Raw genomic sequence first — 25,235 nt, forward strand, 5'->3', positions numbered from 1 at the left:
ATGAAGGGGTGAGCGCAGTGGAGACCACGACACGTCCAGCCAGTCCGCAGCCGACCGGGGCTCCCCGCTGGGTCGCGCAGTTCTACCGGCCCTCCTCGGCCTCCTGGGAGGTGTGTGCCGAGGCCCCGCACCGTGCTCCCGTGGAGTACGCGCTCGGGGAGATGGCCCAGACCGTGCGGGCGCGCGGCGGCGACTTCGCGGTCGGACTGTGGGGCCCGAAGGACGGGGCGTGGCAGCGCTTCGAGGTGTCGGCCGCGAGCACGAACGCCACGGCGCCCGAGCCGCCGTCGGCCGGCCCGGAGGAGCCGAGGACGCTGACGGAACGGATGAGCGGCCGGCGGCAGCAGGTGCTCATGGCCGGGCTGAGCAAGGCAGGGCTCTACGACCTCGCTCCGGACGACCATGCGGCCGTACAGGCCCTCGTCGAGCGACTCGACGAGACCACGGTGCGCAAGGTCGCCCAGTGGCTGAGCGCCGGCCGGACATGAGAATGCCCGACCGCTGGCGACGGGGGATGCACCAGCGATCGGGCTGTGGCCAAGCGTAACAAGGCCGAAGGCCCTACGGGAGTCGACTGTTCGGCCGCGTCGCGGGGATGTGGCCGGGATCACTGGGTCGGCCCTGTTGACCAGGGGCTGTCACCAGGGCTTCCACCAGGTCGGACTATTGACCGCACGGAGGCTTGTACGAGAGACGTGGCAGATATTCGTGCCATTTCTCCGGTGTCAGAACACGCTGTGTGGTCGAGCAGATGTGCCGGATCGCGTCGTCCGTGTCCAGGTTCCACAGCCGCACGGTGTCGGAGCCGCTCGACACCCCCAGCAGATGGCTCCTGGGGCTGAACGACAGGAAGTTGCCGGTCTTGGCGTTGGGGCTCATGGACTGCCCGATGGGGGCGGCCTCGGACGGGTCGGCCACGTTCCAGAGGCGGACGGTGTTGTCGTTGCCGCCGCTGGCCAGGGTGCGGCCGTCCCGGCTGAGGGTGAGCGACACGACCGCTTCGGTGTGACCGGTCAGGGGGCTGCCCTCCTCGGTCGCCTCGCGGGGGTCGGTGACCTTCCACAGCCGGACCGTGTCGTCGTCGCTGCCGCTGATCAGTGTGGCGCCGTCAGGACTGTAGACGAGGACGTTGACCGGTCCGCCGTGCCCCGTGAGCGGTGTGCCGAGGGGGGAGACATGGCGGGGGTCGGTGACGTTCCAGAAGCGGATGGTGGCGTCCGCGCTGCCGCTGGCGAGGGTATGGCCGTCCGGGCTGAAGACGAGGCTGTTGATGAAGCCCTTGTGACCGGTGAGCGGCGGGCCGAACTTGACGGCACGGGAGGGGTCGGCGACGTTCCACAGCTGGATGGTGCGGTCGTCGTAGGGGCTCGCGAGGATGCGTCCGTCCGGGCTGAAGGCCAGTGCGTCGGTGCCTGTGAAGCGGGTCCTTATGGTGAGGGGCGTCCCGTAGGGGACCGGCCGGGCCGGGTCGGCGACGTTCCACAGGTACAGCTTCTGGGCCCCGTTCATCACGGCGAGCGTGTGGCCGTCGGGGGAGAACGTCAGCTGGCGCTGGTGGCCGTCCGCGGGCATGAACGGTTTGCTCATCGCCACGGGCCGACCGGGAACCCGCACGTCCCACAGCCGGATCCGCCCGTCGCGCGCGGCCATCGCGAGCACCTGCCCGTCCGGGCGGAACGCCCCGAAGGCGCCGACCATGTCCGAGGTCGGCACCGACCACAGACGGACCTTGCTGTCGCCGCTGCCGGTGGCCAGGGTGCGGCCGTCGGGGCTGAAGCCCACGGCGTACATCTCGCCGCTGCTGCCCGCGAGCGGCTCGCCGACCTGGGAGGGGGAGGCCGGGTCGCTGACGTTCCACAGGCTGGCCGTGCTGTCCGCGCTGCCGGCCGCGAGCAAGCCGCCCCTCGGGCTGAAGGCCACGGACCACACGGGACCGGTGTGGCCGGTGAGCGGCGAGCCGAGCTCGGTGGCGTTGCGCGGCTCGGTGACGTCCCAGAGCCGGATGGTGTCGTCCGCGCTGCCGCTGGCGAGGGTGCGGCCGTCGGGGCTGAAGGCCACCGAGTGCACGGTGTCCGTGTGCCCCTTCAGCACCCTGTCGACCCGCTTCGGGCGGTGCGGATCGGACATGTCCCACAACATGATCGTGTCGTCGTCGCCGCCCGCTGCCAGCAGCCGGCCGTCGGGGCTGAAGGCCACGGACCGCACGGCCGCCAAATGCCCGGTCAGCGCACCGAGCGCCGTCGGCCGGCCCGGGTGGGTCATGTCCCACAGCCGTACGGTGTGGTCCTCGCCGGCAGCGGCGAGCGTGCGGCCGTCCGGGCTGAAGGCGAGCAGATAGATCGTGCCGGTGTGGCCGGTCAGGGGGGTGCCGAGCGGCCTGGGGTGCGCGGGATCGCGTACGTCCCACAACCGGACGGTGCCGTCGTCGCCTGCGCTGGCCAGGGTGTGGCCGTCCGGGCTGAAGAGCGCGGTGCTCACCCAGCTGGTGTGGCCGGTGAGCGGCTTGCCCAGCGGTTTCGGGTGCGTGCGGTCGCCGACGTCCCACAACCGGACCGTGCGGTCGTAGCTGGCCGTGGCCAGGAGCTTCCCGTCCGGGCTGAACGAGGTGAGGTACACGGCGCCGGTGTGCCCGAGCAGCGGCGTGGCCAGCGGCGCGTTCACGATCGAGACCAGCCGGTTGTGGGTGCCCGCGTCGTCCGGCCGCAGACCGTGCGCGACCAGGTCCAGCTGGGCGGAGAGCGAGGGGTCGGTGTACTGCACGCGGTCGGCCTCGGCGACCACCTGCTCGAACACCGCGTCATTGCGCTGCTGCCAGGCCATGACCGCCGCGCCGACGGCCAGGACCGACAGGACGACCAGCGCGGACACCGCCCCGCGCCGCATCACCAGGGTGCGCTTGCGCAGCCGTACCGAAGCGGCCAGGAACTCCACCGCGCTGCGGGTCAGGAAAGTGTCGCCGGCGGACTTCGCCCAGCTGCGGGCCTGGGCCAGCCGCGAACCCCGGTACAGCAGCGAGGAGTCGCGCCCCGAGCCCTCCCAGGCCCGGCCGTCCTCCTCCAGCCGCTGGCGCAGCAGATGATCGCCCCGGCCTTCGTCGATCCAGTCGCGCAGCCGCGGCCAGGCGGTCAGCAGCGCCTCGTGGGTGATCTCCACGGTCTCCGCGTCGAGCGTCACCAGCCGGGCGCGGACCAGCGCCTCCAGCGACTCCTCCGTCTTGCCGGGGTCCGTCGACTCCTGCGCCAGCTGCCGCCGGGTCCCCCGACGGCGGGTGGCCTGGGTGTCCTCACCGAGCCGGACCAGCCGCAGCAGCAGCAGCCGCGCGGCCGCGCGCGCCGGCGGGTCCAGGCTCGACCAGGCCCGCTCGGCGGTCGCGGCCACGGCGCCCTGGATCCCGCCCGCGGCCCGGTAACCGGCCAGCGTCAGCCGGCCCGCCTTCCGCCGCTGCCAGGTGGCGAGCAGCGCATGCGAGAGCAGCGGCAGCACCCCGGCGTCGTGCGCCCCGCGCGGCCCGTCGGCGCTCACCTCCCGGACGATGAGCTCCGCGAGCCCCGGTTCGAGTTCGAGGCCCACGGCCTTGGCCGGCCCGGTCACGGCCTCGCGCAGCTCGGCCGTGCTGAGCGGTCCGAGCACCATGTGCCGGTGCTGCAGCGCGTCGGCCAGTTCGGGATAGCGCAGGCACTGCTCGTAGAAGTCGGCGCGGATGCCGAGGACCACGAGCAGGGCGGCCGGGGCGTCCGCTGCGGCGGACGAGCTCGCGGCGTGCAGGATCTGCACGAACGCGTGCCTGACCGCCTCGTCGGCGCAGAGGGTGAACGCCTCCTCGAACTGGTCCACGATGAGGACCGGACGCTCGCCGGAGGGCGCCTCGCGCCGGGCCCACTCGGCGACGGCACCCCGGACGGCGTGCGCGAACGCGGGAGTGCCGGGTTCCGTGGTCGCGGAGCCGTCCGCCTCGGACATGACGGGGACGAGCTCGGGGATGCACCGGGTCAGCTCCCCGACGGGATCCGCTCCCGGCACGAGCTGTACGACCGTCCTCGGCCGGCTGTCGTCGCCGCCCAGCGCGCCGTTCTGCGCGGCGGGCACCAGACCGGCGTTGAGCAGGGACGACTTCCCCGCCCCCGAGGCACCGACGAGCATGACCAGCCCACCGGTCTTCTCCGCCGCGTGCAGCTGCTCGACGAGGGCGCCGGTGCTGCGCTCCCGGCCGAAGAACCACCGGGCGTCCTGCTGCCGGTAGGAGGCCAGCCCACGGTACGGGCACACGCTGGGGGCGACCGGATCCTCGACCGGAGGCCGCTCGTCCGCTTCGGTGGCCGCCGCGGGACGGTCACCGGCCGGGTCGGCCAGGGCACGCTCCCACAGCCGCTGCCACTGCCCCAGGTCGTACAGACCGGCGGAGACCGGCGTGGGCCGTGCCCGCCGCGCCTGCGGGATCAGGACGTGCAGCACCGCGGCGAGCGCGGCGAACTGGGCCGGCACGTTCTTGGCCCGCCGCCAGTCGCTGATCCGCTGGGCGGAGACCCGTACGGGACGCCCCCGCTCGTCCACCCGCTGAAGCTGTACGACCGCCTCGGCCACCCGCGCGAGAGGAGGGTTGCCCGCCTCCTTGTACAGCAGAGCGAGCCGCTCCGCGAAGGCGGTGCGTGCCCCTGAGTCGGAACCCAAGGCCTCCACCCCTTACTCCCCCCGCGCTTGGACATCCGGACCGGAAAACTCACTCTATATGGCTGACCTGCGGCGAAAGCCTCCGGACCGGCACCGGAATCTCCTCACGGGAAGCCACAGCTGGCAGGATCACGACGCAAGGGCGAACCAGTCGGGCACCGTCCGCGCAGGCCATCAGCTCAGCGCTCAGGAAGGCAGCGCGCGGCGCCGAACCTTCTCGGCCAGGCTTCCGCGCAAGCCACGGGACGGCGGCGCCGGACCCTTCGCCTGAGCCTCCGAGATCCGCGCCGTTCGACACCGGTCCCCACGAGGGGAGGGACCGGAGCCGAACGGCGCGGAGTGCTTTTGATCACTGTGTGACCAAGTCGCTGCGAGGTTGATCACCATCGCGGTCTTTTTTGGTCACCGTTGACCCTCCCTTGCATCAGCCGTCACCGGCGTGACTTACGCTCCGCTCACTTCCCCAGTTCCACAGGGGCTCTTTTTCGTTCCGGGGGGTTCGAAACCACCGTGCGCACCCGCACCCGCGCTCTCACGGCCGCGACCGCACTCGCGGTCCTCTTCGGCTCGACCGCGCTCGCTCTCACCTCGGCCGCGCCCGCGCTGGCCGACTCCAGCACCCTCCTGCCGGTCACCTCGACCGGTGACGTCGTGGTGGACGGCGTCCACCAGCGGGTCTTCATCAGCGACCCGAAGAGCGGCAAGGTCGTCGCGACCGACTACAGCGGCACCGTCGTCGGCACGATCGAATCGCTGCCCGGCGTCCGCGGCCTGGAGCTCTCGGCCGACTCCGCGACCCTGTACGCGGCGGTCGAGGACGCCGACGCGATCGTCGCCATCGACACCGCGACCGCCACCGAGGCCCACCGCTACCCGACGGGCGCCGGCACCCAGCCCGAATACCCGGCGCTCGCCGGCGGCAGGCTCTGGTTCGGCTACCGCAACGGCGGCAGCGCAAACATCGGCTCGCTCGACCTCAGCGGCACCGACCCGGTCGTCACGCTCCACCAGGACACCGACAAGACCTGGAACGACGCCCCGATCCTCGGCTCCTCGCCGGGCGCCCCGAACACCGTCGTCGCCGGCACCTCCGGGCAGAGCCCGAACGAGCTCGCCGTGTTCGACGTCTCGTCGGGCTCGGCGACCCGCACCGCCTACGCGTGGGACCCGGGCAGCAGCAGCGACCTCAGCGACCTCGCCGTCACCCCCGACGGCAAGGACGTCGTCACGGCCAGCGGCGCCCCGTACAAGCAGCAGGTCTTCAAGCTCTCCGACCTCTCCGACGACGGCAGCTACACCAGCAACGCCTACCCGAACGCGGTCGACATCGCCCCGAACGGCGCGGTCGCCGGAGGCACCTTCTCCTGGTACGACCCCGACGTCCACATCTTCGAGCCGGGCATCTCCGCCCCTGTCCGGCAGTACGACTTCCCCAACACCGGCAACAGCAGCGGCGCCGACACCCTCGCGGACTCGGGCCTGGCCTGGGCGCCGGACGCGAGCAAGTTGTTCGCGGTGTCGTACAACGACTCGGACGTGTACGCGCTGCGCGTCCTCGACAACCCGGCCAAGGCGGACACCACCCTCACGGCGAGCGCCCCGGCCACCGCGCCGCGCGCCCAGGCCCTGTCCGTCACGGGCAAGCTGACCTCGGACGCGTCCTTCCCGCCCGGCACGACGGTCTCCGTCCGCCGCACGGACGACGAGTCCCCGTCCGGCAAGCCGCTCGGCACGGCGACGGTCGGCGCCGACGGCTCGTACTCCTTCGCCGACACCCCGCCGGCCGGCGGCCAGGTCACGTACACGGTCGGCTACGCGGGCGACGACTACCACGCGAGCGCCACGGCCACCAGCAAGGTGAACGTCACGAAGACGGCGACCGCCCTGACCCTGGACAACAACGGCAAGGTGTACTCGTACAACACCCAGGTGAAGTTCACGGCGCACCTGGGGACGACGTACAAGAACCGGACCGTCGAGATCTACGCCGACCCGTACGGCGGCGACAAGCCCAGCAAGCTGGTCAAGTCCGGCGCGGTCGACTCCTCCGGAAACCTGTCCGTGAGCCTCTACCTGACCCGCGACACCAAGCTGACGGCCACGTTCACGGGCGACACCCGCTACGCGCCCGCGACGGTCACGAGCACGGTGGGCGCACGCGTCCGGGTCTCGACCGCGCTCAGCGGCTACTACACGTCCCGGACGGCGTGGAACCAGACGTACCGCTACTTCCACAAGTCCAAGGACCCCGTCTTCGACACGACGATGACGCCGTACCCGAACCGCAAGTACCGGGTCGAGGTGCAGGGTTACCACGACGGCGCCTGGCGCGGCACGGACAGCGAGTACCTCGTACTCGGCTCGGGCGGCCAGGACACCCTCGAACTCACCGGCACCCCACCGACGGGCGTCCGCTTCCGCATCCGGTCGTCCTACATCGACACGACGTCGGGCGACAACGTGAACTCGACGACCTACGGGACGTGGAAGTACTTCATCTTCACGAGCTGAGACCGGGCGCTTCTCGCCACACCTGTGCCCACGGACAAAGGAAATCGTGCGAATACCCACCCTTAGCGGCACGTTCGCAACCCGTGCCGCGACCGCGGCCTCCGTTCTCCTCCTCGCAGCGGCGTCTCCCGCCTCCGCGCACCCCGGCGCCGTCACCGGGACGGTGCCGGCCGTGGCGGCCGCGCACGACGCGGGCCGGGCAGGAGCATGGACGAGTGCCGAGGCCGAGAAGTTCTGGACCCCCGAGCGGATGGCCAGGGCCACCCCGGACAGCCCCCGCGGCGAGGCCCCGGCCGGCGGGAAGGCCGAAACCGCCGCCGTCACGGGTGCGGCCGCGCCGAAGAACGGCGCCTACTTCGCCGGTGTCCCCACGGTGGGAACGTTCTTCCACTATGTGAGGGACCCGGCCACCGATCAGCTGACCGGACGTTTCTGCTCCGCGAGCGTCGTCGACAGCCCCCAGGGCAACGTCATCCTGACCGCCGCGCACTGCTCCGGCGGCACCAAGGGCATGTTCGTGCCCCGCTACGACGGCAGCGCGAACCACCCCGCCCCCTACGGCCGGTTCGCGGTGCAGCGGTGGATCCGCGACACCCGCTGGTACCAGGCCGCGGGCCACCCCACCCGGGACGCCTACTCCGACTTCGACTACGCCTTCGCCCGGGTCGCCGCCAACGGACGGGGACAGAGCGTGCAGAGCGCCGTGGGTGCGGCGCTGCGACTCGGCCAGGTGAACGGCCAGTACAAGCAGAACGTCACCGTCATCGGCTACCCGGGCAGCCACAACCCGAAGAACCGGCCCTTCATCTGCGCCGGCGTCAACACCCGCCGGCTGCCCGGCTACCACCAGATGCGCATGGACTGCGGCGGCTTCTACGGGGGCACCTCCGGAAGCCCCTGGATCACCGGTCTGAACAGGACGACCGGCAGCGGGACCGTCATCGGCAACCTCGGCGGCTACTACGGCGGCGGCCTGGAGAACAACAGCGACCGCATCTCGTTCTCCACGACCTTCGACCAGCGGGCCCTCGAGATCTACGACGCCGCGCAGAACAACGCCACTCCGACCCAGTACCCGCGCGGCTACAGCATGTATCCCACCGGCGGGGGAGTGTGGCAGCAGGCCAGGAAGACCGCCTCCGGCGACTACACGGGCGACGGCAGGACCGACATGATCGTCGTCTGGTCGGACGGCGAGGTCACCCTCTACACCGGGGACGGCAACGGCGGTTTCTCGGGCGAACACCGGATCGCCAAGTCCTCGACCTGGACCCACGCCAGGACCATCGCCGGCGGGGACTTCGACGGCAACGACGCCTCCGACCTCGTGGTGGTCTGGACGGACGGCGAAGTCACCCTCTACACCGGGGACGGCAACGGCGGCTTCGCCGGGGAGACCCAGCTGGCCAAGCCCGGCAGCACCTGGAAGAACGCCGTCCAGATCACCGCCGGACGCTACAGCGCCAACGCCTCCCCCGACGACGTCATGGTCCGCTGGTCCGACGGCGGAACCACCCTCTACACCGACGTCGACGGCCACGGATTCCTCCACGCACACCGGCTGCGGCCCCCGAACGACACCTGGCGCCACGCCACCCTCCTCGCCGCCGGAAACTTCACCGGAGGCGCCAACTGGGACGTCGTCGTGCGCTCGTCCGACGGCGGACTGAGCCTCTACCGCGACTCCTCCGCCTCCGGAGTGGGAACGGAAACCAAGCTGAAGTCGTCCAACACACTGTGGACGCACGCGGCCGTCATGACCGCCGGCGCCTACACACCCGGCGGCCCCGACGACCTCCTCGTGCGCTGGTCCGACGGCGAGACCACCCTCTACACCGACACCACGACGACCCTCGGCCGCGAACACATGCTCGTCCCGCCCAAGGCCGGCTGATCACCTTTCAGGAAGGCGAGGTACCACGGATGTACCCGCGCGCAGTCGGCGTCCTCTGCACCGCGGCCGCCCTCGGTCTCGCGGTCGCCCCCGGCGCCCACGCGGCCGGGGACCCGGGCCTCTCCGTCAGCCTCGCCCCCACGGACGGCGACAGCACCCCTGAGGGGCCGCTGAGGCCGGGTGCGCCCGTCGAGGTCACCTCGGGAGTCGACCTGACGTCCCTGGCCGCCGACGGGAACGGCAGCTTCAAGGTGACCTCCCCGGCATTCCGGCACCCGGTCGAGGTGACCCTGCAGAAGAACAGCTTCGGCCAGGGCGAAGGAACCCTCCGCTGCGGCCTCGCGCCGGACAGCTATCCCGTCGACATCGCCGCACCCCGCAAGGGACTCACCGCCGAGCAGAGGCATACGACCGTCACCGTCGCGGGGGGCGGGCCGTACTGCCCCCAGGCTTCGGGGGCATCCGCGATGAACACCACCACGGTGGCGGCCACCGGCGCCGGCGTCGCCGTACTGGCACTGGCGGGCCTCGCGGTCGCCAGGCGCCGGCGCGGCAGGACACTCCCTGGCTGAACCTCGCATCTCCGGTTCTTGTACGGCACCGGGTTCGGCACCGGGTTCGTCCTGACTGAGGGGCGTATGACGTCCTCACCGATCAGCTGGTGCCCCGGTCTCTCGGCATCCGGGGAACGTATGTACGGTATGGCTCCCTCAGTGATCCGGGGCGGCTGACGTCGCCCCTTCCCCTACGGAGTCGCCACGGTGCGGTCATCCCTGCGTGCGGCCACAGCCTTGGGCGTGGTCCTCCTCTTCTCCGCCTCCGCGGCCGGGCCCGCCCTGGCAGACGACGGCCCCTCCGGCACCGGTGTGGTCGGTGACCTGAGCGTCGCCGAACAGGCGGACTCGGTCACCGGTGCTCAGGAGGCCCAGGACGCCTCGGGCGCCTACCGGGGTGACGTCCTCGTCCGTTTCACTCCCGTGGCCGACGCGGGCTTCCACTTCGAGGCCGGTACGGGAAAGGCGGCGTACACCACGCGCGCCGGATCCGACAACTACAGCTCGGTGACGGTCAGTTCCGTCGACACGGGCTACTTCAAGCTGGACACACGGAATCTTCCGGACGGCCTCAACACCCTGAACGTCACGGTCACCGAAACCCCGGACGACACCGCCTCCGGCGCCACGGCCCGGACCATCGGCGGCACCGTCAGCCTTGCCGTCGCCAATCCGTCGGCGGTGTTCACCTCCCCGCAGCCGCACGCGCTCGTGTGGGGGGCCACCACGTACACCGTGGACGCCCAGCCGGCCACCGGCGGCCCCGCGATCGACCACGTCGACTTCTACGAGACGGCCCCGTTCTCCAAGAACAACAAGCCCCGCGCGACCGACGACACCGCGCCGTACACCTACACCAGTACCTACTCGGCCATGGCGTACCACCCGGTCGTCCAGGCCGTCGCCGTAGACAAGGACGGCTACCGTTCGGCCCCGGTGTCGCTGCGGCTCACGGCCACGCCCGGCCCGACCGTGGCGGCCACCACGGGCACGCCCGAACTCGCCTACGGCGGCGCGGACTCCATGGACATCGAGTGGACGGCCGCCGTGCCGTACGGCTGGAACAGGACGGTCTCCGACCCCAGGTACTACGAGGTGTGGCTGACCAAGGAGGAGGTCGCGGTCGACGGTACGACCGTGCGCTCCTACGCCGACGGTGACACCCCGTTCTCCCCGCTCCAGGTGCGGAGCGAGGGCCACTATGCCGACACCAGCTGGGGCGACGGCCTCGACACCTCCGCCTGGCCGGTCGGCACGCACACCGTCACGGTGACGGTCACGGACAGCACGGGCGCCGTCGGCACCTCCTCCGTGCAGGCGGTCGTGACGGCGGACAAGCTGACGGCCACGGCGCCGGGCGCCGTCGTGCTCGGCCAGAGCGTGAAGGTGAGCGGCCTGCTCACCGCGGGCACGGGGAACCCGCTGACCTCCCGTACGGTCTCGCTTCAGGCCCGGCCGGCAGGCAGCACCACCTGGAAGACGGTGGCCACCGGCACGACGGACGGCAACGGCCTCATCGCGCTGACCACCAGGCCCGCCCGCAACGAGAGCCTGCGCCTGGTCGCCGCGGCCGGCACCAAGCCTGTTTCGGCCGCCCTCAAGGTGTCCGTGTCGCCGAAGGTGACGCTGAAGGCATCCGCCACCAGCGTCAGGCGCGGCGCCACGGTCACCTTCAGCGGCACCGTCTCCTCCAGGGAGAGCGGTGCCACGGTGAAGCTGCAGGTGTACCGCAGCGGCGCCTGGACGACCCTCGCGGCCAAGCCTCAGACCGCCACGGGGCAGGTCACCTTCACCCTCGGCGAGAAGACGAAGGGCACCTTCACCTACCGGCTGCTCACGGTCGCGACGGCCGGCTTCGACGCCGCACACAGCCCCTCGGTGAAGATCGCAGTGAGCTGACCTCTCCGGAATCTTCGGCCCGGGGCCGGTCTTGGACCGTGCCGGCCCCTTGGCCGAGCTCCCGGACGTTATCGGGAGACGGACGACCGGTCGGCGCTGAAGGTGCGCATCTGCTGAGCGCGGGGGCCGGCGGCACGGGTGTGCTTCCTCCCGGGCCGCGCGGCGCCCTCGTGATGTCAGGCGGTGCGCTTCACGTGGCGGACCAGCCACATCAGCAGGGGGTCAAGGTCGGCGGCGGCCGAGAGGACCCGGTCGACCGCCTCGGGGGTGTGCAGCCATTCCTCGCAGCCGAGGGGACGGGCGGCGATCAGTGAACGGTGGCGCAGCAGGTCGGCATGGGCGTGGTCCGGCGGATAGCCGCGCGGCGGGCGTTTCATCACGTCCCCGGAGATGTCGTAGCCCTTCTTCCGCACGTCCTCGACGATGACGGACAGTTCGTGGCCGCTCCCCTCGGAGGCCACGGCTTTGCGGAACATGTCTACCTGCCCGGGATCGGGGTACCACCAGGCGCCCTGGATCCGCAGGCCGTCCAGGTCGAACCGGAGACCGATCTCGATCTTGCGGCCGAGCCGGATCACGGCGCCCTGGTGCTGCCACCACCAGGAGTTGGTGCGGTAGTGCCAGACGGAGAAGTCCTCGTACCGGGGGTCGGCGTCCGCGACCTCGTTGAGCAGGGCGATCATTGGCTGCCGGACCAGCCGTTCGCGGTCCGCGCGGTAGCGCTCGCGGGTCGCGTGGGTCGGTTCGCCCTGGAGCTGCCACAACACGTCCATGGCCTGCTCCGGCCAGCCGGTGAACTGTCCGCGCATGCGTGCAGGTTAGCTCGCCCGTGATCCGCGCGCCGGGAGTGAGGGAGGCGTAACCCAGACAAGGTGGGAGATGCTGTGGCGGGGCTCGCCGGCCAGTTCGATGTGCCGTGCGCGGTGGGCGAGTCCGTCGACGAACGCGGAGAGTGCAGTGGATATGAAGCGGGCGGTGAGATGCGCAGCCGAACTTGAGATCCGCTCGCGTTCCCCAGTGCGGTGCGGCGCCGCATTGCCGCTCTACCGCTCGGCGGTGCCGTCCTCACCGTCAATCTCGTAGATGCGCTCTTGAAGCCGTTCACCGGCCCAGTCCAGCCCGACGCCCAGGTCAAACCAGTGCCGATCCTTACGGACTTGGGGCGGTGAGAGGTTCACCGCTGCCCAGGAGAACACCCCCAGGAGGATGGAACGCCCGTGCTGCGTTGTGCGCACGGACAACGCGAACGGCGCGGCGAGTGCCGCGCGGGTGACCAACATGACCTGTTCGTCCTCAGAATGTCGACGCCCACCGGTGAGAAACCGGGGCGTTTCAAGGACCTTGACCCACTCGACCACTGCGTCTGCCACCTGGGCGCGCAAGGACTCTTCGATGCCCTGCCGGATGGCGGTCGCAGGATCATCGCCGAGCCAGCCCAGCCAGTGATCAGGATCAGTGAGCTTGCTGAAGTCGTCCTGCGGCACCCCGTGACGGGGATTCTCCTGGTACTCACCGGTCAGCTTCCCGCTGCCGTCCACCAACCACGCGCCTCGGATTGCCTCGGGGGGTACGTAGCCGTTCGGGTCGTCGATGTACGTCGGGTCGATCTCGGCGACGCTGCCACCGGGATTCTCAGCAGCCGCAGCCAGTAGCGCCGGCTCGTTCGGTATGCCCTTACGCCGGTTTCGCGAGCCAAAGCGCCCCACGTTCCCCCCACCACCGTTGCCCGCCCAGTTGACCGCGATTGTGTCGCACCGGTCAGGATCGCAGGAGGGGGGTGACCCGGTGTTTCTCTGTCGGAGTGGCGGGATTTGAACGACACCCGGTCCCGGGCCGAGAGGTGGGCACGCCGCCGGGTGGACTGCGGGTGACCAGGGCTCCGGCGGCCGTTCGCCTACCGGTTGTCGGTGGTCGGTACGAAGACGACCGCCGCCGCTTTACTGCTGCGCCTCGGTGTGCTCGCGGATCGGGGCGGCGACGTCGAGCAGAGCGTAAGCGACAGCTGCCAAGCCCTCTCCGATGGCGTCGGTCTGGCTCTCCTCGCCCGTGCGTTCGGAAGCCCGGTCGGCCCTGCTCTCCGCGTAGTCGCCCCACACGCTCTTGGTGGGCACGCTCACCCCTCCAAAGCCGCCAGTCCGTCCGGTGGCCCTTGCGCCCTCCCCGCCAGAAGATCCAGCGAACCGCCGAAATCCTGGCCAGAGCGTTCGGCGCGGACACGGCCCAAGTGCGGCTCCGTTGCACGGTCCCCGGCAGATTTACAGACCGCTCGGCAGAGTGCGCATGGCCTGGCCATACGGCGGCACGGCGGCCGGACGCCCCATGGATGCCCCACCGCCCGGCAGGCGACCGCAAGGCTGCTTCCCTGGCCGGCCCTGGCACCCGATGGGTCCCAGGCACTGGCGAGCGGGGATGCCGCGAAGCGATGTCGCGCGGCGTGCAACCCGCTGTGAGTGTTTGGGAGTACCTACGGGTGGACGTCCAAGCAGCGGCCACCGCTCCCGGTGGTTGCCGCAGGTCGGCACGCGGGCCCAGCGCGCCGGCCGTCGAGGACCGCCCGGCGTGGCGCCGGGCGGCAGCTTTGAAGGAGAAATGCTCCGTGGCTCTCAGTTTTGCCAGGAAGGCAGCCATGGCGGCCGTCGCAGTCGCCGCGCTCGGAGGGATCTCGTTCGGTGCCTCCGCGAGCGAGGCGGCGTCGGGCCCGGCGGCACACCCGGCGTCAGCACCCGCATCCGTCGTTGCCAAGCGGCCTGCTTCCGCTCACCGGCAGGTGCCGCAGGTGGTCACGCAGGTGATCGGCAGCGGGCGAGTGGACGGCCACCGCTGGTCGGTGGCGCTGGAGTTCCACCGGACACTGCCCAAGGGCTACACCCTGCCCAGACTTCCCGACGGATCCTCGGCACAGGGCACATCCCTGCTGTGCCAGCGCATGTACATCGGCGGCGTCCGCATCGACCACCAAGGCGGCCCCTGGGCCGACTGCCAGCCCGTCACCGGCACGCAGGACCCCCACGCCTCAGGCGAGATGGGCCTGTGGGGCCTGCACGACAAGGGCCTCAGCGGCAGCCGGCTCATGGTCTCCAACCCCGAAGCCGACGTCGCCTACGGTGTCCTCTCCCTCTCCGACGGCACCCACGTCAAAGCCACCACCGTCACCGTCCCCGGCACCACCTACCGCGCCTGGGCCGCACCCATCCCCAACGGACAGACCATCACCGCAGTCGACCAGTACGACACCCACGACAACCGACTCACCCACGACACCAACTGGCGCTGACCAGTCAGACGAAGGACGGGCACCTCCTGCTGTGCAGCCAACTGACCGCAAGGCCGCGGACAGCGGACCGGACTCGGAGTTCACCCGGTTCGTCACCGCCCGTTGGCGGGCCCTGACCCACACCGCGTACCTGCTCACCGGCGACTTCCACGAAGCGGAAGACCTGGTGCAGACGACGCTGGCGAAGGTGTACCCGCACTGGCAGCGGCTGGAACCGGAGGGCGCCGAACACTACGTTCGCCGCGCACTGGTCAACACCAACCGCAGCCGGCACCGCCGCCGCAGGATCACCCACCTCCTTCTCCCATCGCTACCCGACACCGGCCCCGTCCACGACGAGGGGGCCGGTGCCGGAGGCGTGGACGTGTACGACACTCTGGCCCGCGAACTCGCCGACCTGCCCGAGCGGCAGCGAGCGGTCGTGGTGCTGCGCTACTGCGAGGATCTGTCCGTCGAGGAAGTGGCAGACGTCCTCGGCTGCTCGGTCGGCACCGTGAAGAGCCAGGCGTCCCGAGCCCTGGCCAAGCTGCGCAGCCGGTCGACCCTCGCCTGCAACTACCCGCACAGCCGCCCCGCAGAGGCACGATGATTCCAGACCACGGCCAAGAAGACTGGGCACGCGCGGCCTTCGCCCGGTCACGCGAGGCCTACCCCTCGTCCCAGGCCCCCGTCGGCCAGATCCTGACGGCAGCGCGGGCCCGCAGAACCCGACGCCGTGCCGCGGCTGCCGTGCTGAGTGCCGCCTGCGTCCTGGGCCTCGGGCTGATGGCTGCGTTCCTGAAGCCACCGCCTGGTGAAGTCGCACCCGCGCGCCGGCCCTCGCCCGTCGCGAGCTCACCCCGCACCCCGACTCCCGGTACGGTCCGTGCCCGGGTGGCCGAAGGAACGACAGACGGGCACCGCTGGTCGGTGGCGCTGGAGTTCCACCGGACACTGCCCAAGGGCTACACCCTGCCCACACTCCCCGACGGAACAAGAACACAGGCCACATCCTTGCTGTGCCAGCGCATGTACATCGGCGGCGTCCGCATCGACCACCAAGGCGGCCCCTGGGCCGACTGCCAGCCCGTCACCGGCACACAGGACCCCCACGCCTCAGTCGGAATGGGCCTGTGGAGCCTGCACGACAAAGGCCTCAGGGGCAGCCGGCTCATGGTCTCCAACCCCGAAGCCGACGTCGCCTACGGCGTGATCTCCCTCTCCGACGGCACCCAGCTCAAAGCCACCACCGTCACCGTCCCCGGCACCACCTACCGCGCCTGGGCCGCACCCATCCCCAACGGACAGACCATCACCGCAGTCGACCAGTACGACACCCACGACAAGCGACTCACCCACGACACCAATTGGCACTGACCAGCCACTGCCGACAGCTGAAAAGCTGCATTCCAGCGAGTGACGCCGCTGCACGAGGAGGCGCGCGAGGACCCACGCCCGCTACGGAGGCCCGCACAGCGGCGTCGACCAGGGGTTGGACGGTGCCGGTGGTGAACGCCAAGACCCCAGCCCGCCTGCGGCACACCGGGCGGCGGGCCGGAAATCCCGTCAACGCTCCGTCCACACACATCGAGACGGGGCGCTCGACCATGAGACGGCGCAAGGCAGTCCACCTGATCGACCATGAGCACGACGAGGGGCCCGTGTAGCGGCGCCAGGATCCGAACCTGGGAAGGCTGAGCCGGCAGATTTACAGCGGGCTCCGCCCACGCCCGCGACCTGCGCCTCCCAAGTTCGATCGGAGCTCGTTCCGACCGCTGTCGTCGGCTGTTGTGACGGCTGGACAGAGTCGCTTGCGTACTCCTTCGTGCGACGTCGTCGATGTCAGCCATGGATGTCAGTAGCCCTCTGATCCGTAGCTCTATAGCTCTATGCCGATCGGGCGTTGACGGTCATGGCCGTCGTTCCGAAGCCTCGGGGGGATGTTGCCGGTCGGGGACGGCAGCTGTGGTTGCTGGACCGCACCTCACGGTCGAGTGGGAAGCATCCCTGGATGCCCGGCTGGTCATGCCCGACGGCCCCGGTCGCTGTGCTCAACGCCCTCTTGCAGCAGCGTCTGCGAGCGCGTCAGGAGGCGTGACATCGAGATGGTGGATCGCGCTGGACTGCACGGGCCTGGGTACGCAACCGGCCTTTCTGGCTGCCGCTTTCGGTACTACGTGTGGAACAACGACACCGGGTCGGGCATCGTGGGCTTACCGGCATTTCTTACTCATACCGTCGGACTGGCTGGGTAGGGGGAGAGCATGGATGGTGAGGACCGGACGGGCCGCAGCGCCGAGGAACTGGACCGGTTGGCGCGTGGCGTGCTCAGGGCGGCGCGGGATGCGGCCCGTGAGCTGAGGAAGACCCCACCAGACGAGGCCCGGCGTACATGGGCTCTCGGCAAGTTGGCAGGGCGGACTCAGGAGATGCTGGGGCCCGACATGCCCGATGACCCGCCGGTCGGAGTCGAGGCGCAGGAGGAATTCGTCCGTACGGCCCTCGCGCTCGCCGTACACGTGCGAGCGCATAGTTGGGCGGAGGCGGATCTGGGGCTACTCGGCGTGCGGGGACACGCCGAACTACCGCACTCCGGAGAGAGCCTGATGAAGGACGCATTCGACGTCCTCGGGCGGCTGATGCTCCCGGATTCCTCGCCTGAGGGTTGGACCGCCACCCTCGTCACCGACCTGGCTGACGGGGACAAGGCGCTGGAAAATGCGGTCCACGTGGGCAAGTACATCCTGCACCCCACTTTCCTGACGTTCCTCAATGACGCGACCCGTATCACCGGTGAGGCCCTGCACAACATCAATGTCAGCCGCCTTCATGAGCTGACCGACTCCCTGCGGCACTGTGCGGGAGCCGAGGAACTTCTCCACACGCCGACACTTGCCCAGCCCGCAGATACGCCCGAGTCGACACCCAGCGCCCAACTGTCGCAAGAGTCGATGGAACCGTGGCGAGCGCCAATGCCGCTAGAGCATCCTCGTCCGCCGAGGGCGCAGTATCAACGTCGCACCTCGGACCGCGAGGAACGCGGTCTCGGGCCGGCACCTCCAGAGCCCTCGCCGCCCTCGCCCGATGACGAGCCGGAGCCACCGGAGGGCCCAGGACTCCGCTCCGCGCTCGCTGTCCTAGACGACCTCGTAGACGCCGGCGAAACGGTGTCACACGAACCACAAGTGCACTCTGCCCTGGCAGAGTCCGGGGTTTCCTGCGAGGAGGAGACCGACACACCCCGCGTGGCCCACCTGAAGCGCAGCGACGTCCCAGGGCGGCGTCTATCCGGCCGCCAGGGCCCCCACCGGTTCCGCCTCTGATCGACGCTGTCGGCACGTTTCCGAATGGCACCCGTCGCCCCGCGGAGCGTCGGAGAGCCATCCTGTCTCGCGCTGAGAGGGGGAGAATTTCAAGATCTTCTCCCAGGTTTCTCCCAGGAGAACTCAGAAACCACTCAGGGGCCTGACCCGCACTGCGGATCAGGCCCCTGACCTGGTACTTCACTGTCGGGGTGGCGGGATTTGAACCCACGACCTCTTCGTCCCGAACGAAGCGCGCTGCCAAGCTGCGCTACACCCCGATGTCGTCGCATGTCCTGCTTGTCGCGGCGACGTCGTTTACTTTAGCCCACTGGTGGCTGGAGACGAAATCCGGTTTTCGCGCGGTGGCGGACGGGGTTCGGGCGGATGTGGTCGAGGGCGACCATGAGGACGGCGAGGCCGTAGAAGGTGAGGCCGAGGAGGAGGGCGTTGCCGAGGACGCTCTTGTAGCCGTGCAGGCCGACGTCCAGGAACGGGTAGAGATAGCGGCCGGGTGCGCCGGGGATGATCAGTTCGCCCCGGCCGAGGGAGAACGCCAGGTAGGCCAGGGGGTAGAGCAGCCACGTCGGAGCCTGGCGGAGGTGGAGGCGGCCGGGGGTCGTCAGGAGCAGCCAGTCCAGCAATGCGGCGGCGGGGACGGCGGTGTGCAGGATCTGGTTGCTGATCCACTGCAGGCCGGCCGGGGGCGTGGTGCCGCCCGTCATGGAGAACGGGGGCGAGGCCCCTTTCAGGAGCAGGTGGTACACCAGCCCCGTGATGGTGATGTACAGCAGCGTCGCACCCGTCAGGGCGGAGGGGAGCGGGCGGCGGGCCGTCCAGGCGCGGCGGGCTGCGAGCGTGAAGACCAGGGCCAGCAGGATGTTGCTCTGGATCGCGAAGTAGCTCAGGACGTGGACCGGGCTGCCGAGGAGCAGTTCGATCGTCACGGCCGCCGCTGCCGCCAGGGCGACCAGCAGGCGGTACACGGCGGCGAGGGGGCGGTGTACCGGGGCCAGCACCGCGGAGGCGGGGACGTAGGAGCGCGTAAACAGGGACCCGCCGGGCAGTGCCGGGAGGTCCGGTATGTCCCTGGGTATGGGTGCGGTCATGCCCCCAAGCTAGGCAAAGGGGGCATATGCCGCGATGTGGGTGAGGCGACCGGGTTACTCCCTGGGCGCCAGCGTCAGCAGAGTCGCCTCCGGCGGGCAGGCGAACCGTACCGGCGTGTAGCGGTTGGTGCCGCAGCCCGCGGAGACGTGCAGATAGGACGTACGGCCTTCCGCCGTATGCGTGGACAGGCCCTTCACCCGCGCCGGGTCCAGGTCGCAGTTGGTGACCAGGGCGCCGTAGAAGGGGATGCAGAGTTGGCCGCCGTGGGTGTGGCCGGCCAGGATCAGGGGGTAGTCGTCCGCCGCGAAGGCGTCCAGTACCCGCAGGTACGGGGCGTGCACGACGCCCATCGAGAAGTCCGCGGTGGCGGACGGGCCGCCGGAGACCTGTGTGTAGCGGTCGCGCTTGATGTGCGGGTCGTCCAGGCCCGTCAGCTCCAGGGTGACGCCCTCGATCTTCAGGGTGCCGCGCGTGTTGGTGAGATTCAGCCAGCCCGCCGCGTCGAAACCGTCCCGCAGGTCCTCCCACGGGTTGTGGATCGCGCCGACCACCGGAGGGTTGCCGTTGAGACCGTGGCGGCCCTGGACCTTCTCCAGCAGGTAGCGGGCGGGGTTGCGGGGCCTGGGGCCGTAGTAGTCGTTGGAGCCGAAGACATACGCGCCCGGGAAGTCCATCAGGGGGCCGAGGGCGTCCAGGACCTCGGGCACGCCCTCCGGGTCGGACAGGTTGTCGCCCGTGTTGATCACCAGGTCGGGGCGCAGGCCCGCCAGCGAACGCAGCCAGCGCTGCTTCTTGCGCTGGCCGCCGACCATGTGGATGTCGGAGACCTGGAGAACCCGCAGGGGACGCATGCCGGCGGGCAGGACGGGAACCGTGACCCGTCGCAGCCGGAAGGAGCGGGCCTCGAATCCCGCCGCGTACACCACACCGGCGGCACCGGCCGCCGCGATCCCCAGAGGTACTCCGTATCGAGCGCGCATACGTCCATCGTGTCAGACCCGCGGGACCCCTCGAGCCGCGCTGCCCCTGGGAGGCCCGAGCCTCACCGCCCTTTAAATGAACGGGCGTCGGACGTTGCGCACCTGCGACAATCGGATCCATGACCACCACGCTCAAGTCGAAGCTGCAGGAAGACCTCAACGCCGCGATCAAGGAGCGCAACGAGCTCCGCTCCTCGACGCTCCGGCTGACGCTCACCGCGATCACCAAGGAGGAGGTCGCGGGCAAGGAGAAGCGCGAGCTCTCCGACGACGAGGTGCTCAAGGTGATCACCAAGGAGGCGAAGAAGCGCCGGGAGGCGGCCGAGGCCTTCGCGCAGGGTGGCCGGGCCGAGAGCGCCGAGCGGGAGAAGGCGGAGGGCGAGGTGCTCGCCGAGTACCTGCCCAAGCAGCTCAGCGACGAGGAGCTGGACGACATCGTCGCCCAGGCGGTCGGCGAGGCCAGGGCCGCCGGCGCCGAGGGCCCGCGTGCCATGGGCGCCGTCATGAAGATCGTGAACCCGAAGGTCGCGGGCCTGGCCGAGGGCGGCCGGGTCGCCGCCGCGGTGAAGAAGCTGCTCGCGGGCTGAGCGGCGCGGGACACACCGCCGGGAAACGCGTGTCAGGCCCGGGCCGTCATGGCCCGGGCCTGAGCGTCAGCCGTGCCGCCCCCCGTTGCCGTTGCCGTTGCTCTGGCCCTGGAACAGGTTGTCAGGGAAGGAGTAGGTGGGCGTCGGGAAGGTGGTGCCCCCGTCCGTGGCGCCGCCGGTCAGGCCGCCGATGAGGCCGCCGTCCGTGGTGCCGCCGTTGTCACCGTTGTGCCCGTCGTCGTGGCCCTTCCCCTTGCCCTTGTTGCCGTCGGGGATGTTGACGAGGTTGAAGTCCTCCACCGGCGTGCCGTCCAGGGCGCCGGTCATCATGTCGCGCCAGATCGGGCCGGGGACCTTGCCGCCGTAGACCTTCTCGTTCCAGACGCCGCCGATGCTGATGTTCTTCATCTGGCGCTTGTGGGTCGGGTCGCCGACCCAGACCGCGCCCGCCATGTTCGGGGTGAAGCCCACGAACCAGGCCGCGTACCGGTTGTCCGTCGTACCGGTCTTGCCGGCGCTCGGGCGGTTGTCGAGGCCCGCCTCCTGGCCCGTACCGTCCTCGACCACGCCCTTGAGGAGGGTGGTCACGGTGTCGGCGGTCTTCTGCGACATCGCGCGCGTGCAGGTCGTCTTCGGCACCGCGAGGGACTTCTTCTGGCTGCCGACGGTCTGGGTGATGGACTCGATGGCGACCGGCGTGCAGTACATGCCCCGGGAGGCGAAGGTGGCGTACGCGTTCGCCATCGTCAGCGGCGACATCTCCTGCGTGCCGAGCGCGATGGACGGGGCCTGCTGGATCTTCTTGCCGTCGGCCCGCTCGACGCCCATCTTCTGCGCCATCGTCGTCACCGGGCAGATGCCGATGTCGCTGATCAGCTGCACGTAGTAGGTGTTGACCGACTTGGCGGTCGCCTCCTTCATCGAGTACGGGCCGTGCTCCTCGATGTTCTCGTTGGTGAGCTTGACGCCCTTCTCGTCCCAGGTCCTGCCGTCGCAGGCCTGGACCGGGGCCGGGTAGTCCATCTCGTACGGCGAGGAGTACGTCTGTGTCGCCGGCGTGCCGCCCTCTATGGCGGCCGCGGCCACGATCGGCTTGAACGTCGAACCGGGCTGGTAGCCCGCGCCGCCGCCCATGTCCTGGTTCACCGACAGGTCGATCTGCGTCTCGTGCTTGCCGAAGCCGTACGGGCGGGACTGGCCCATGGCGAGGATCTTGCCGGTGCCGGGCTCGACGATGGTGGCGGCGGTGGCCACGTCGTCGGTCTTGTAGACGTGCTCCTTGATGGACGCCTGGACCGAGGACTGGGCCTGCGGGTCGAGCGTCGTACGGATCGTCAGACCGCCCTGGTTCCAGACCTTCGCCCGGGCCTCCTTGGTCTTGCCGAACATCGGGTTGGTGAGGAACACCTCGCGGACGTAGTCGCAGTAGAAGCCGGCGCCCCTGACCGCGGTGATGCAGCCGTTCTTCGGCTGGCTGGGGTTGAGGCCCAGCGGCGTCTTCTTGGCCTTGTCGGCCTCCGCCTGCGAGATGTCGCCCATGTCGGCCATGCGCTGCAGGACGACGTTGCGGCGCCTGGTGGCCTCCGTCGAGTCGTTGACCGGGTCGTACCGGCTGGGCGACTGGACGATGCCGGCCAGCAGCGCGGCCTCCTGCACGTTCAGGTCCTTGGCGTGCTTGGAGAAGTAGCGCTGGGCCGCGGCCTCGACGCCGTAGGCCTGCTCACCGAAGAACGTGATGTTCAGGTAGTTCTCGAGGATCTTCTTCTTGCCGAGCTCCTCCTCCACCTGGATCGCGTACTTCAGCTCCTTTATCTTGCGGCCGAGGGTCTGCTGGGTGGCCTGCGCGACCTTCGTCGGGTCGTCGCCCGCCTCCTCCACGAAGACGTTCTTCACGTACTGCTGGGTGAGCGTGGAGGCGCCCTGGGCGACCCCGCTGCTCTGCACGTTCTTGTTCAGCGCGCGCAGGATGCCCTTCAGGTCGACCGCGCCGTGCTGGTAGTAGCGCGAGTCCTCGATCGCGACGATCGCCTTTTGCATGTACGGCGAGATGTCCTTGAGGCCGACCACCGTGCGGTCGCGCGAGTAGACCGTGGCGATCTGGCCGCCGTCGGCGTCGAGGATCGTGGTGCGCTGGCTCAGGGGCGGCGTCTTGAGGTTGGCGGGCAGCTCGTCGAAACTCTCCACCGAACCCTTGGCGGCAAGTCCCAGCGCGCCGAAGGCAGGCAGCGCGATACCGGCCAGGACGGCCCCCGCGAGCACACTGACACCGAGGAACTTGGCGGCCTGCTGCGTGGGGGACAGGCCACCGCCCGAGCGCTTCTTTGGCATGAGGGCAGCCTACGTTCTCATTCGCCGGACACGCGTATATGCCTTGGCCTAAGCTGCTCTCAACTGTCACAGCAGTAGAGCCACGTATCAATACGTCCGGCGACCCCGAATCGTTCCGGAGGTTCCCCAACTTTTTTGGTGGGGGCGTGTCCGAATCCGCCTTGTGTGTCACCTGGCGTCCGTTGTGACTCAACTGAACTGTCCCGTTTTGCGGGGAAGGTCACCTATGTCGCCAGCTCACTCCCCCGGGTGATCTGCCGCTTACGCATAGTCCGTTCGGGCCATTCAAGATTGGGCCCGAAGGGGGTGTTGCGCTGTGCCCACCTTCCGTAACGTCCTCAACTGGCGGCGGTGAATATGCCGCTGCCGCCGTGGGGGAGCCTCGATTCGGGAGAGGACGGCGCCGGTATGGGCTGGGTAACCGACTGGAGTGCGCAGGCCGCCTGCCGCACTACCGATCCGGATGAACTGTTCGTTCAGGGAGCAGCGCAGAACAGGGCCAAGGCGGTGTGCACCGGATGTCCGGTACGCACGGAGTGCCTGGCTGACGCGCTCGACAACCGCGTCGAGTTCGGCGTGTGGGGAGGCATGACGGAGCGGGAGCGCCGCGCACTGCTGCGCAGGCGACCCACCGTCACCTCCTGGCGCCGGCTTCTTGAGACGGCTCGTCTGGAGTACGAACGCGGCGTGGGGATCCTGCCGCTCGACGACGACGAGGTGTACGAGAACTACGCGGCGGTGAGCTGAGGGCACCCCTCGGCTCACTCGACGGCAGCCTCGGGCAGCTCCGGCCGGTTGGCCGCGAGCCGGTCCCCGATGTCCCTGAGCCCTGCGAGGTCGTGCACATCGCCGGGCAGCGCGGCCACTTCGGCCACCGCCACCTCGGGGTGCAGCGCCGTGAAGCGGTCGCGTGTGCGCTGCTCGCGGGAGAGCAGCTGCATACGTTCGGCGTGCAACCGGAGCAGGCCGGCGGTGAGCCGCTCGACGCTCTGTTCACCCTCGTCCTCGTGGTCCGGACCGGGGGAGTGGTTCTCGGACGCGAGAGGCTCGGCGGACCCGTCGGCAGGGGATTCGGAAGCGGGGGAGCCTGAACTGCCGTACGTGTCGGGAGAGTTACGAAGTCCAGCTTTCCCGCCGTCCTGATCGACAATGCGGGGCTCCACAAGATTTTCCGCGGCGGCGAGCGCACGCTCGGCCGACAGCCGGGCGGCGCCGCTGCCGTGGACGCGGTTGAGCACCAGACCGGCCAGCGGCATGTCCTCGGCCGCCAGCCGCTCCACGAAGTACGCGGCCTCCCGCAGTGCGTCCCGCTCCGGGGCCGCCACCACGAGGAACGCCGTCCCGGGGGCCTGCAGCAGCCGGTATGTCGCATCGGCGCGGGTGCGGAACCCGCCGAAGGTCGTGTCCATCGCGGCCACGAACGTCTGGACGTCCTTGAGGAGTTGACCGCCCAGCAGCTTGCCGAGCGTGCCGGTCATCATCGACATCCCGACGTTCAGGAACTTCATGCCCGCCCGCCCGCCCAGCTTGGCCGGGGCGGTCAGCAGCCGGATCAGCCGGCCGTCCAGGAACGAGCCGAGCCGCTTGGGCGCGTCCAGGAAGTCCAGCGCCGAGCGCGAGGGCGGGGTGTCGACGACGATCAGGTCCCACTCGTCCCGCGCGCGCAGCTGCCCCAGCTTCTCCATCGCCATGTACTCCTGCGTGCCCGCGAAGCCCGCAGAGAGCGACTGGTAGAAGGGGTTGTTCAGGATCGCGGCGGCCCGCTCGCCGTCCGCGTGCGCCTCGACGATCTCGTCGAAGGTGCGCTTCATGTCGAGCATCATGGCGTGCAGTTCACCGTCGCCGTCGACGCCCTTCACCCGGCGCGGGGTGTTGTCCAGCGAGTCGATGCCCATGGACTGGGCGAGCCGGCGCGCCGGGTCGATGGTCAGCACGACCACCTTCCGCCCGCGCTCGGCGGCCCTGAGGCCGAGAGCGGCCGCGGTCGTGGTCTTTCCCACCCCGCCCGAGCCGCAGCACACCACGATCCGCGTCTGGGGATCGTCGAGCAGCGGGTCGACGTCCAGCACCCGCGCGGGGGTCAGGTGGTGACGGGCGGTGTCCTGTGTGTGGGACGGCTCCGGACTCATGACATCCCCTGCTTCTGCTG

At 70.1% G+C, this 25,235-nt stretch carries 19 protein-coding genes and 1 tRNA gene; 11 read left to right on the top strand and 9 right to left on the bottom strand.

Annotation, left to right across the window (positions count from 1 at the left end; translation table 11 throughout):
- Positions 1–17: 17 nt before the first annotated feature.
- Positions 18–488, top strand: coding sequence for a hypothetical protein (locus ACWC1K_RS01370; protein ID WP_450827778.1), 471 nt, complete (start codon positions 18–20; stop codon positions 486–488).
- Positions 489–663: 175 nt separating this feature from the next.
- On the opposite strand, the gene ACWC1K_RS01375 is transcribed toward ACWC1K_RS01370, so the two are convergent.
- Entirely contained in the window at positions 664–4,677 is a 4,014-nt protein-coding gene (locus tag ACWC1K_RS01375) for an nSTAND1 domain-containing NTPase (RefSeq protein WP_450827780.1), read from the bottom strand.
- A 501-nt stretch (positions 4,678–5,178) separates the two neighbouring features.
- Here ACWC1K_RS01375 and ACWC1K_RS01380 point away from each other — a divergent pair.
- From ACWC1K_RS01380 to ACWC1K_RS01395, 4 genes are all read left to right on the top strand, one after another.
- Positions 5,179–7,179 carry a YncE family protein gene (locus ACWC1K_RS01380; RefSeq protein ID WP_450827782.1) on the top strand — a complete coding sequence of 667 codons (2,001 nt, stop codon included), beginning with the start codon at positions 5,179–5,181 and terminating at the stop codon, positions 7,177–7,179.
- Between the two features lie 46 nt (positions 7,180–7,225).
- Positions 7,226–9,073, top strand: coding sequence for an FG-GAP-like repeat-containing protein (locus tag ACWC1K_RS01385; protein WP_450827784.1), 1,848 nt, complete (start codon positions 7,226–7,228; stop codon positions 9,071–9,073).
- 29 nt (positions 9,074–9,102) lie between these two features.
- Positions 9,103–9,645, top strand: a complete 543-nt coding sequence (locus ACWC1K_RS01390) for a hypothetical protein (protein WP_450827786.1) — start codon at positions 9,103–9,105, stop codon at positions 9,643–9,645.
- 189 nt (positions 9,646–9,834) lie between these two features.
- Positions 9,835–11,526, top strand: coding sequence for a hypothetical protein (locus ACWC1K_RS01395; RefSeq protein ID WP_450827788.1), 1,692 nt, complete (start codon positions 9,835–9,837; stop codon positions 11,524–11,526).
- A gap of 176 nt (positions 11,527–11,702) precedes the next feature.
- Here ACWC1K_RS01395 and ACWC1K_RS01400 read toward each other — a convergent pair whose 3' ends face one another.
- The 3 genes from ACWC1K_RS01400 to ACWC1K_RS01410 form a co-directional block, all read right to left on the bottom strand.
- Complete coding sequence (locus ACWC1K_RS01400; protein ID WP_450827790.1) at positions 11,703–12,335, bottom strand: DUF2461 family protein; 633 nt, start codon at positions 12,333–12,335, stop codon at positions 11,703–11,705.
- Between the two features lie 234 nt (positions 12,336–12,569).
- Complete coding sequence (locus tag ACWC1K_RS01405; RefSeq protein WP_450827792.1) at positions 12,570–13,232, bottom strand: hypothetical protein; 663 nt, start codon at positions 13,230–13,232, stop codon at positions 12,570–12,572.
- Between the two features lie 231 nt (positions 13,233–13,463).
- Complete coding sequence (locus tag ACWC1K_RS01410) at positions 13,464–13,637, bottom strand: hypothetical protein (protein ID WP_450827794.1); 174 nt, start codon at positions 13,635–13,637, stop codon at positions 13,464–13,466.
- Positions 13,638–14,152: 515 nt separating this feature from the next.
- Between ACWC1K_RS01410 and ACWC1K_RS01415 the strand changes: the two genes are divergently transcribed.
- The 4 genes from ACWC1K_RS01415 (at position 14,153) to ACWC1K_RS01430 (ending at position 18,102) form a co-directional block, all read left to right on the top strand.
- Positions 14,153–14,800, top strand: coding sequence for a hypothetical protein (locus tag ACWC1K_RS01415; protein WP_450827796.1), 648 nt, complete (start codon positions 14,153–14,155; stop codon positions 14,798–14,800).
- A gap of 31 nt (positions 14,801–14,831) precedes the next feature.
- Entirely contained in the window at positions 14,832–15,389 is a 558-nt protein-coding gene (locus tag ACWC1K_RS01420) for a SigE family RNA polymerase sigma factor (protein WP_450827798.1), read from the top strand.
- 284 nt (positions 15,390–15,673) lie between these two features.
- Positions 15,674–16,156: a hypothetical protein gene (locus ACWC1K_RS01425; RefSeq protein ID WP_450827800.1), complete on the top strand. Its 483-nt coding sequence runs from the start codon at positions 15,674–15,676 to the stop codon at positions 16,154–16,156.
- Positions 16,157–17,043: 887 nt separating this feature from the next.
- Entirely contained in the window at positions 17,044–18,102 is a 1,059-nt protein-coding gene (locus ACWC1K_RS01430) for a hypothetical protein (protein WP_450827802.1), read from the top strand.
- Positions 18,103–18,288: 186 nt separating this feature from the next.
- On the opposite strand, the gene ACWC1K_RS01435 is transcribed toward ACWC1K_RS01430, so the two are convergent.
- The 3 genes from ACWC1K_RS01435 to ACWC1K_RS01445 form a co-directional block, all read right to left on the bottom strand.
- Positions 18,289–18,362, bottom strand: a tRNA-Pro gene (locus ACWC1K_RS01435).
- A gap of 42 nt (positions 18,363–18,404) precedes the next feature.
- Positions 18,405–19,190 (bottom strand): Pr6Pr family membrane protein, encoded by a 786-nt coding sequence (locus tag ACWC1K_RS01440; RefSeq protein WP_450827804.1) that lies wholly within the window; start codon positions 19,188–19,190, stop codon positions 18,405–18,407.
- A 54-nt stretch (positions 19,191–19,244) separates the two neighbouring features.
- Complete coding sequence (locus ACWC1K_RS01445; RefSeq protein ID WP_450827806.1) at positions 19,245–20,171, bottom strand: metallophosphoesterase; 927 nt, start codon at positions 20,169–20,171, stop codon at positions 19,245–19,247.
- 119 nt (positions 20,172–20,290) lie between these two features.
- Here ACWC1K_RS01445 and ACWC1K_RS01450 point away from each other — a divergent pair, with 119 nt between their 5' ends.
- Entirely contained in the window at positions 20,291–20,758 is a 468-nt protein-coding gene (locus tag ACWC1K_RS01450; RefSeq protein WP_450827808.1) for a GatB/YqeY domain-containing protein, read from the top strand.
- A 66-nt stretch (positions 20,759–20,824) separates the two neighbouring features.
- Here the strand turns inward: ACWC1K_RS01450 and ACWC1K_RS01455 are convergent, their stop codons facing one another.
- Positions 20,825–23,086 carry a transglycosylase domain-containing protein gene (locus tag ACWC1K_RS01455; protein ID WP_450827810.1) on the bottom strand — a complete coding sequence of 754 codons (2,262 nt, stop codon included), beginning with the start codon at positions 23,084–23,086 and terminating at the stop codon, positions 20,825–20,827.
- A gap of 408 nt (positions 23,087–23,494) precedes the next feature.
- Here ACWC1K_RS01455 and wblA point away from each other — a divergent pair, with 408 nt between their 5' ends.
- Positions 23,495–23,833, top strand: coding sequence for a transcriptional regulator WblA (wblA, locus tag ACWC1K_RS01460; protein ID WP_185124443.1), 339 nt, complete (start codon positions 23,495–23,497; stop codon positions 23,831–23,833).
- Positions 23,834–23,847: 14 nt separating this feature from the next.
- Here the strand turns inward: wblA and ACWC1K_RS01465 are convergent, their stop codons facing one another.
- The gene (locus ACWC1K_RS01465) at positions 23,848–25,215 is read right to left on the bottom strand and encodes an ArsA family ATPase (protein WP_450827812.1); all 1,368 of its coding nucleotides are present in this window, start codon (positions 25,213–25,215) and stop codon (positions 23,848–23,850) included.
- Between the last annotated feature and the right edge of the window lie 20 nt (positions 25,216–25,235).

Source organism: Streptomyces sp. NPDC001492 (assembly GCF_053597275.1).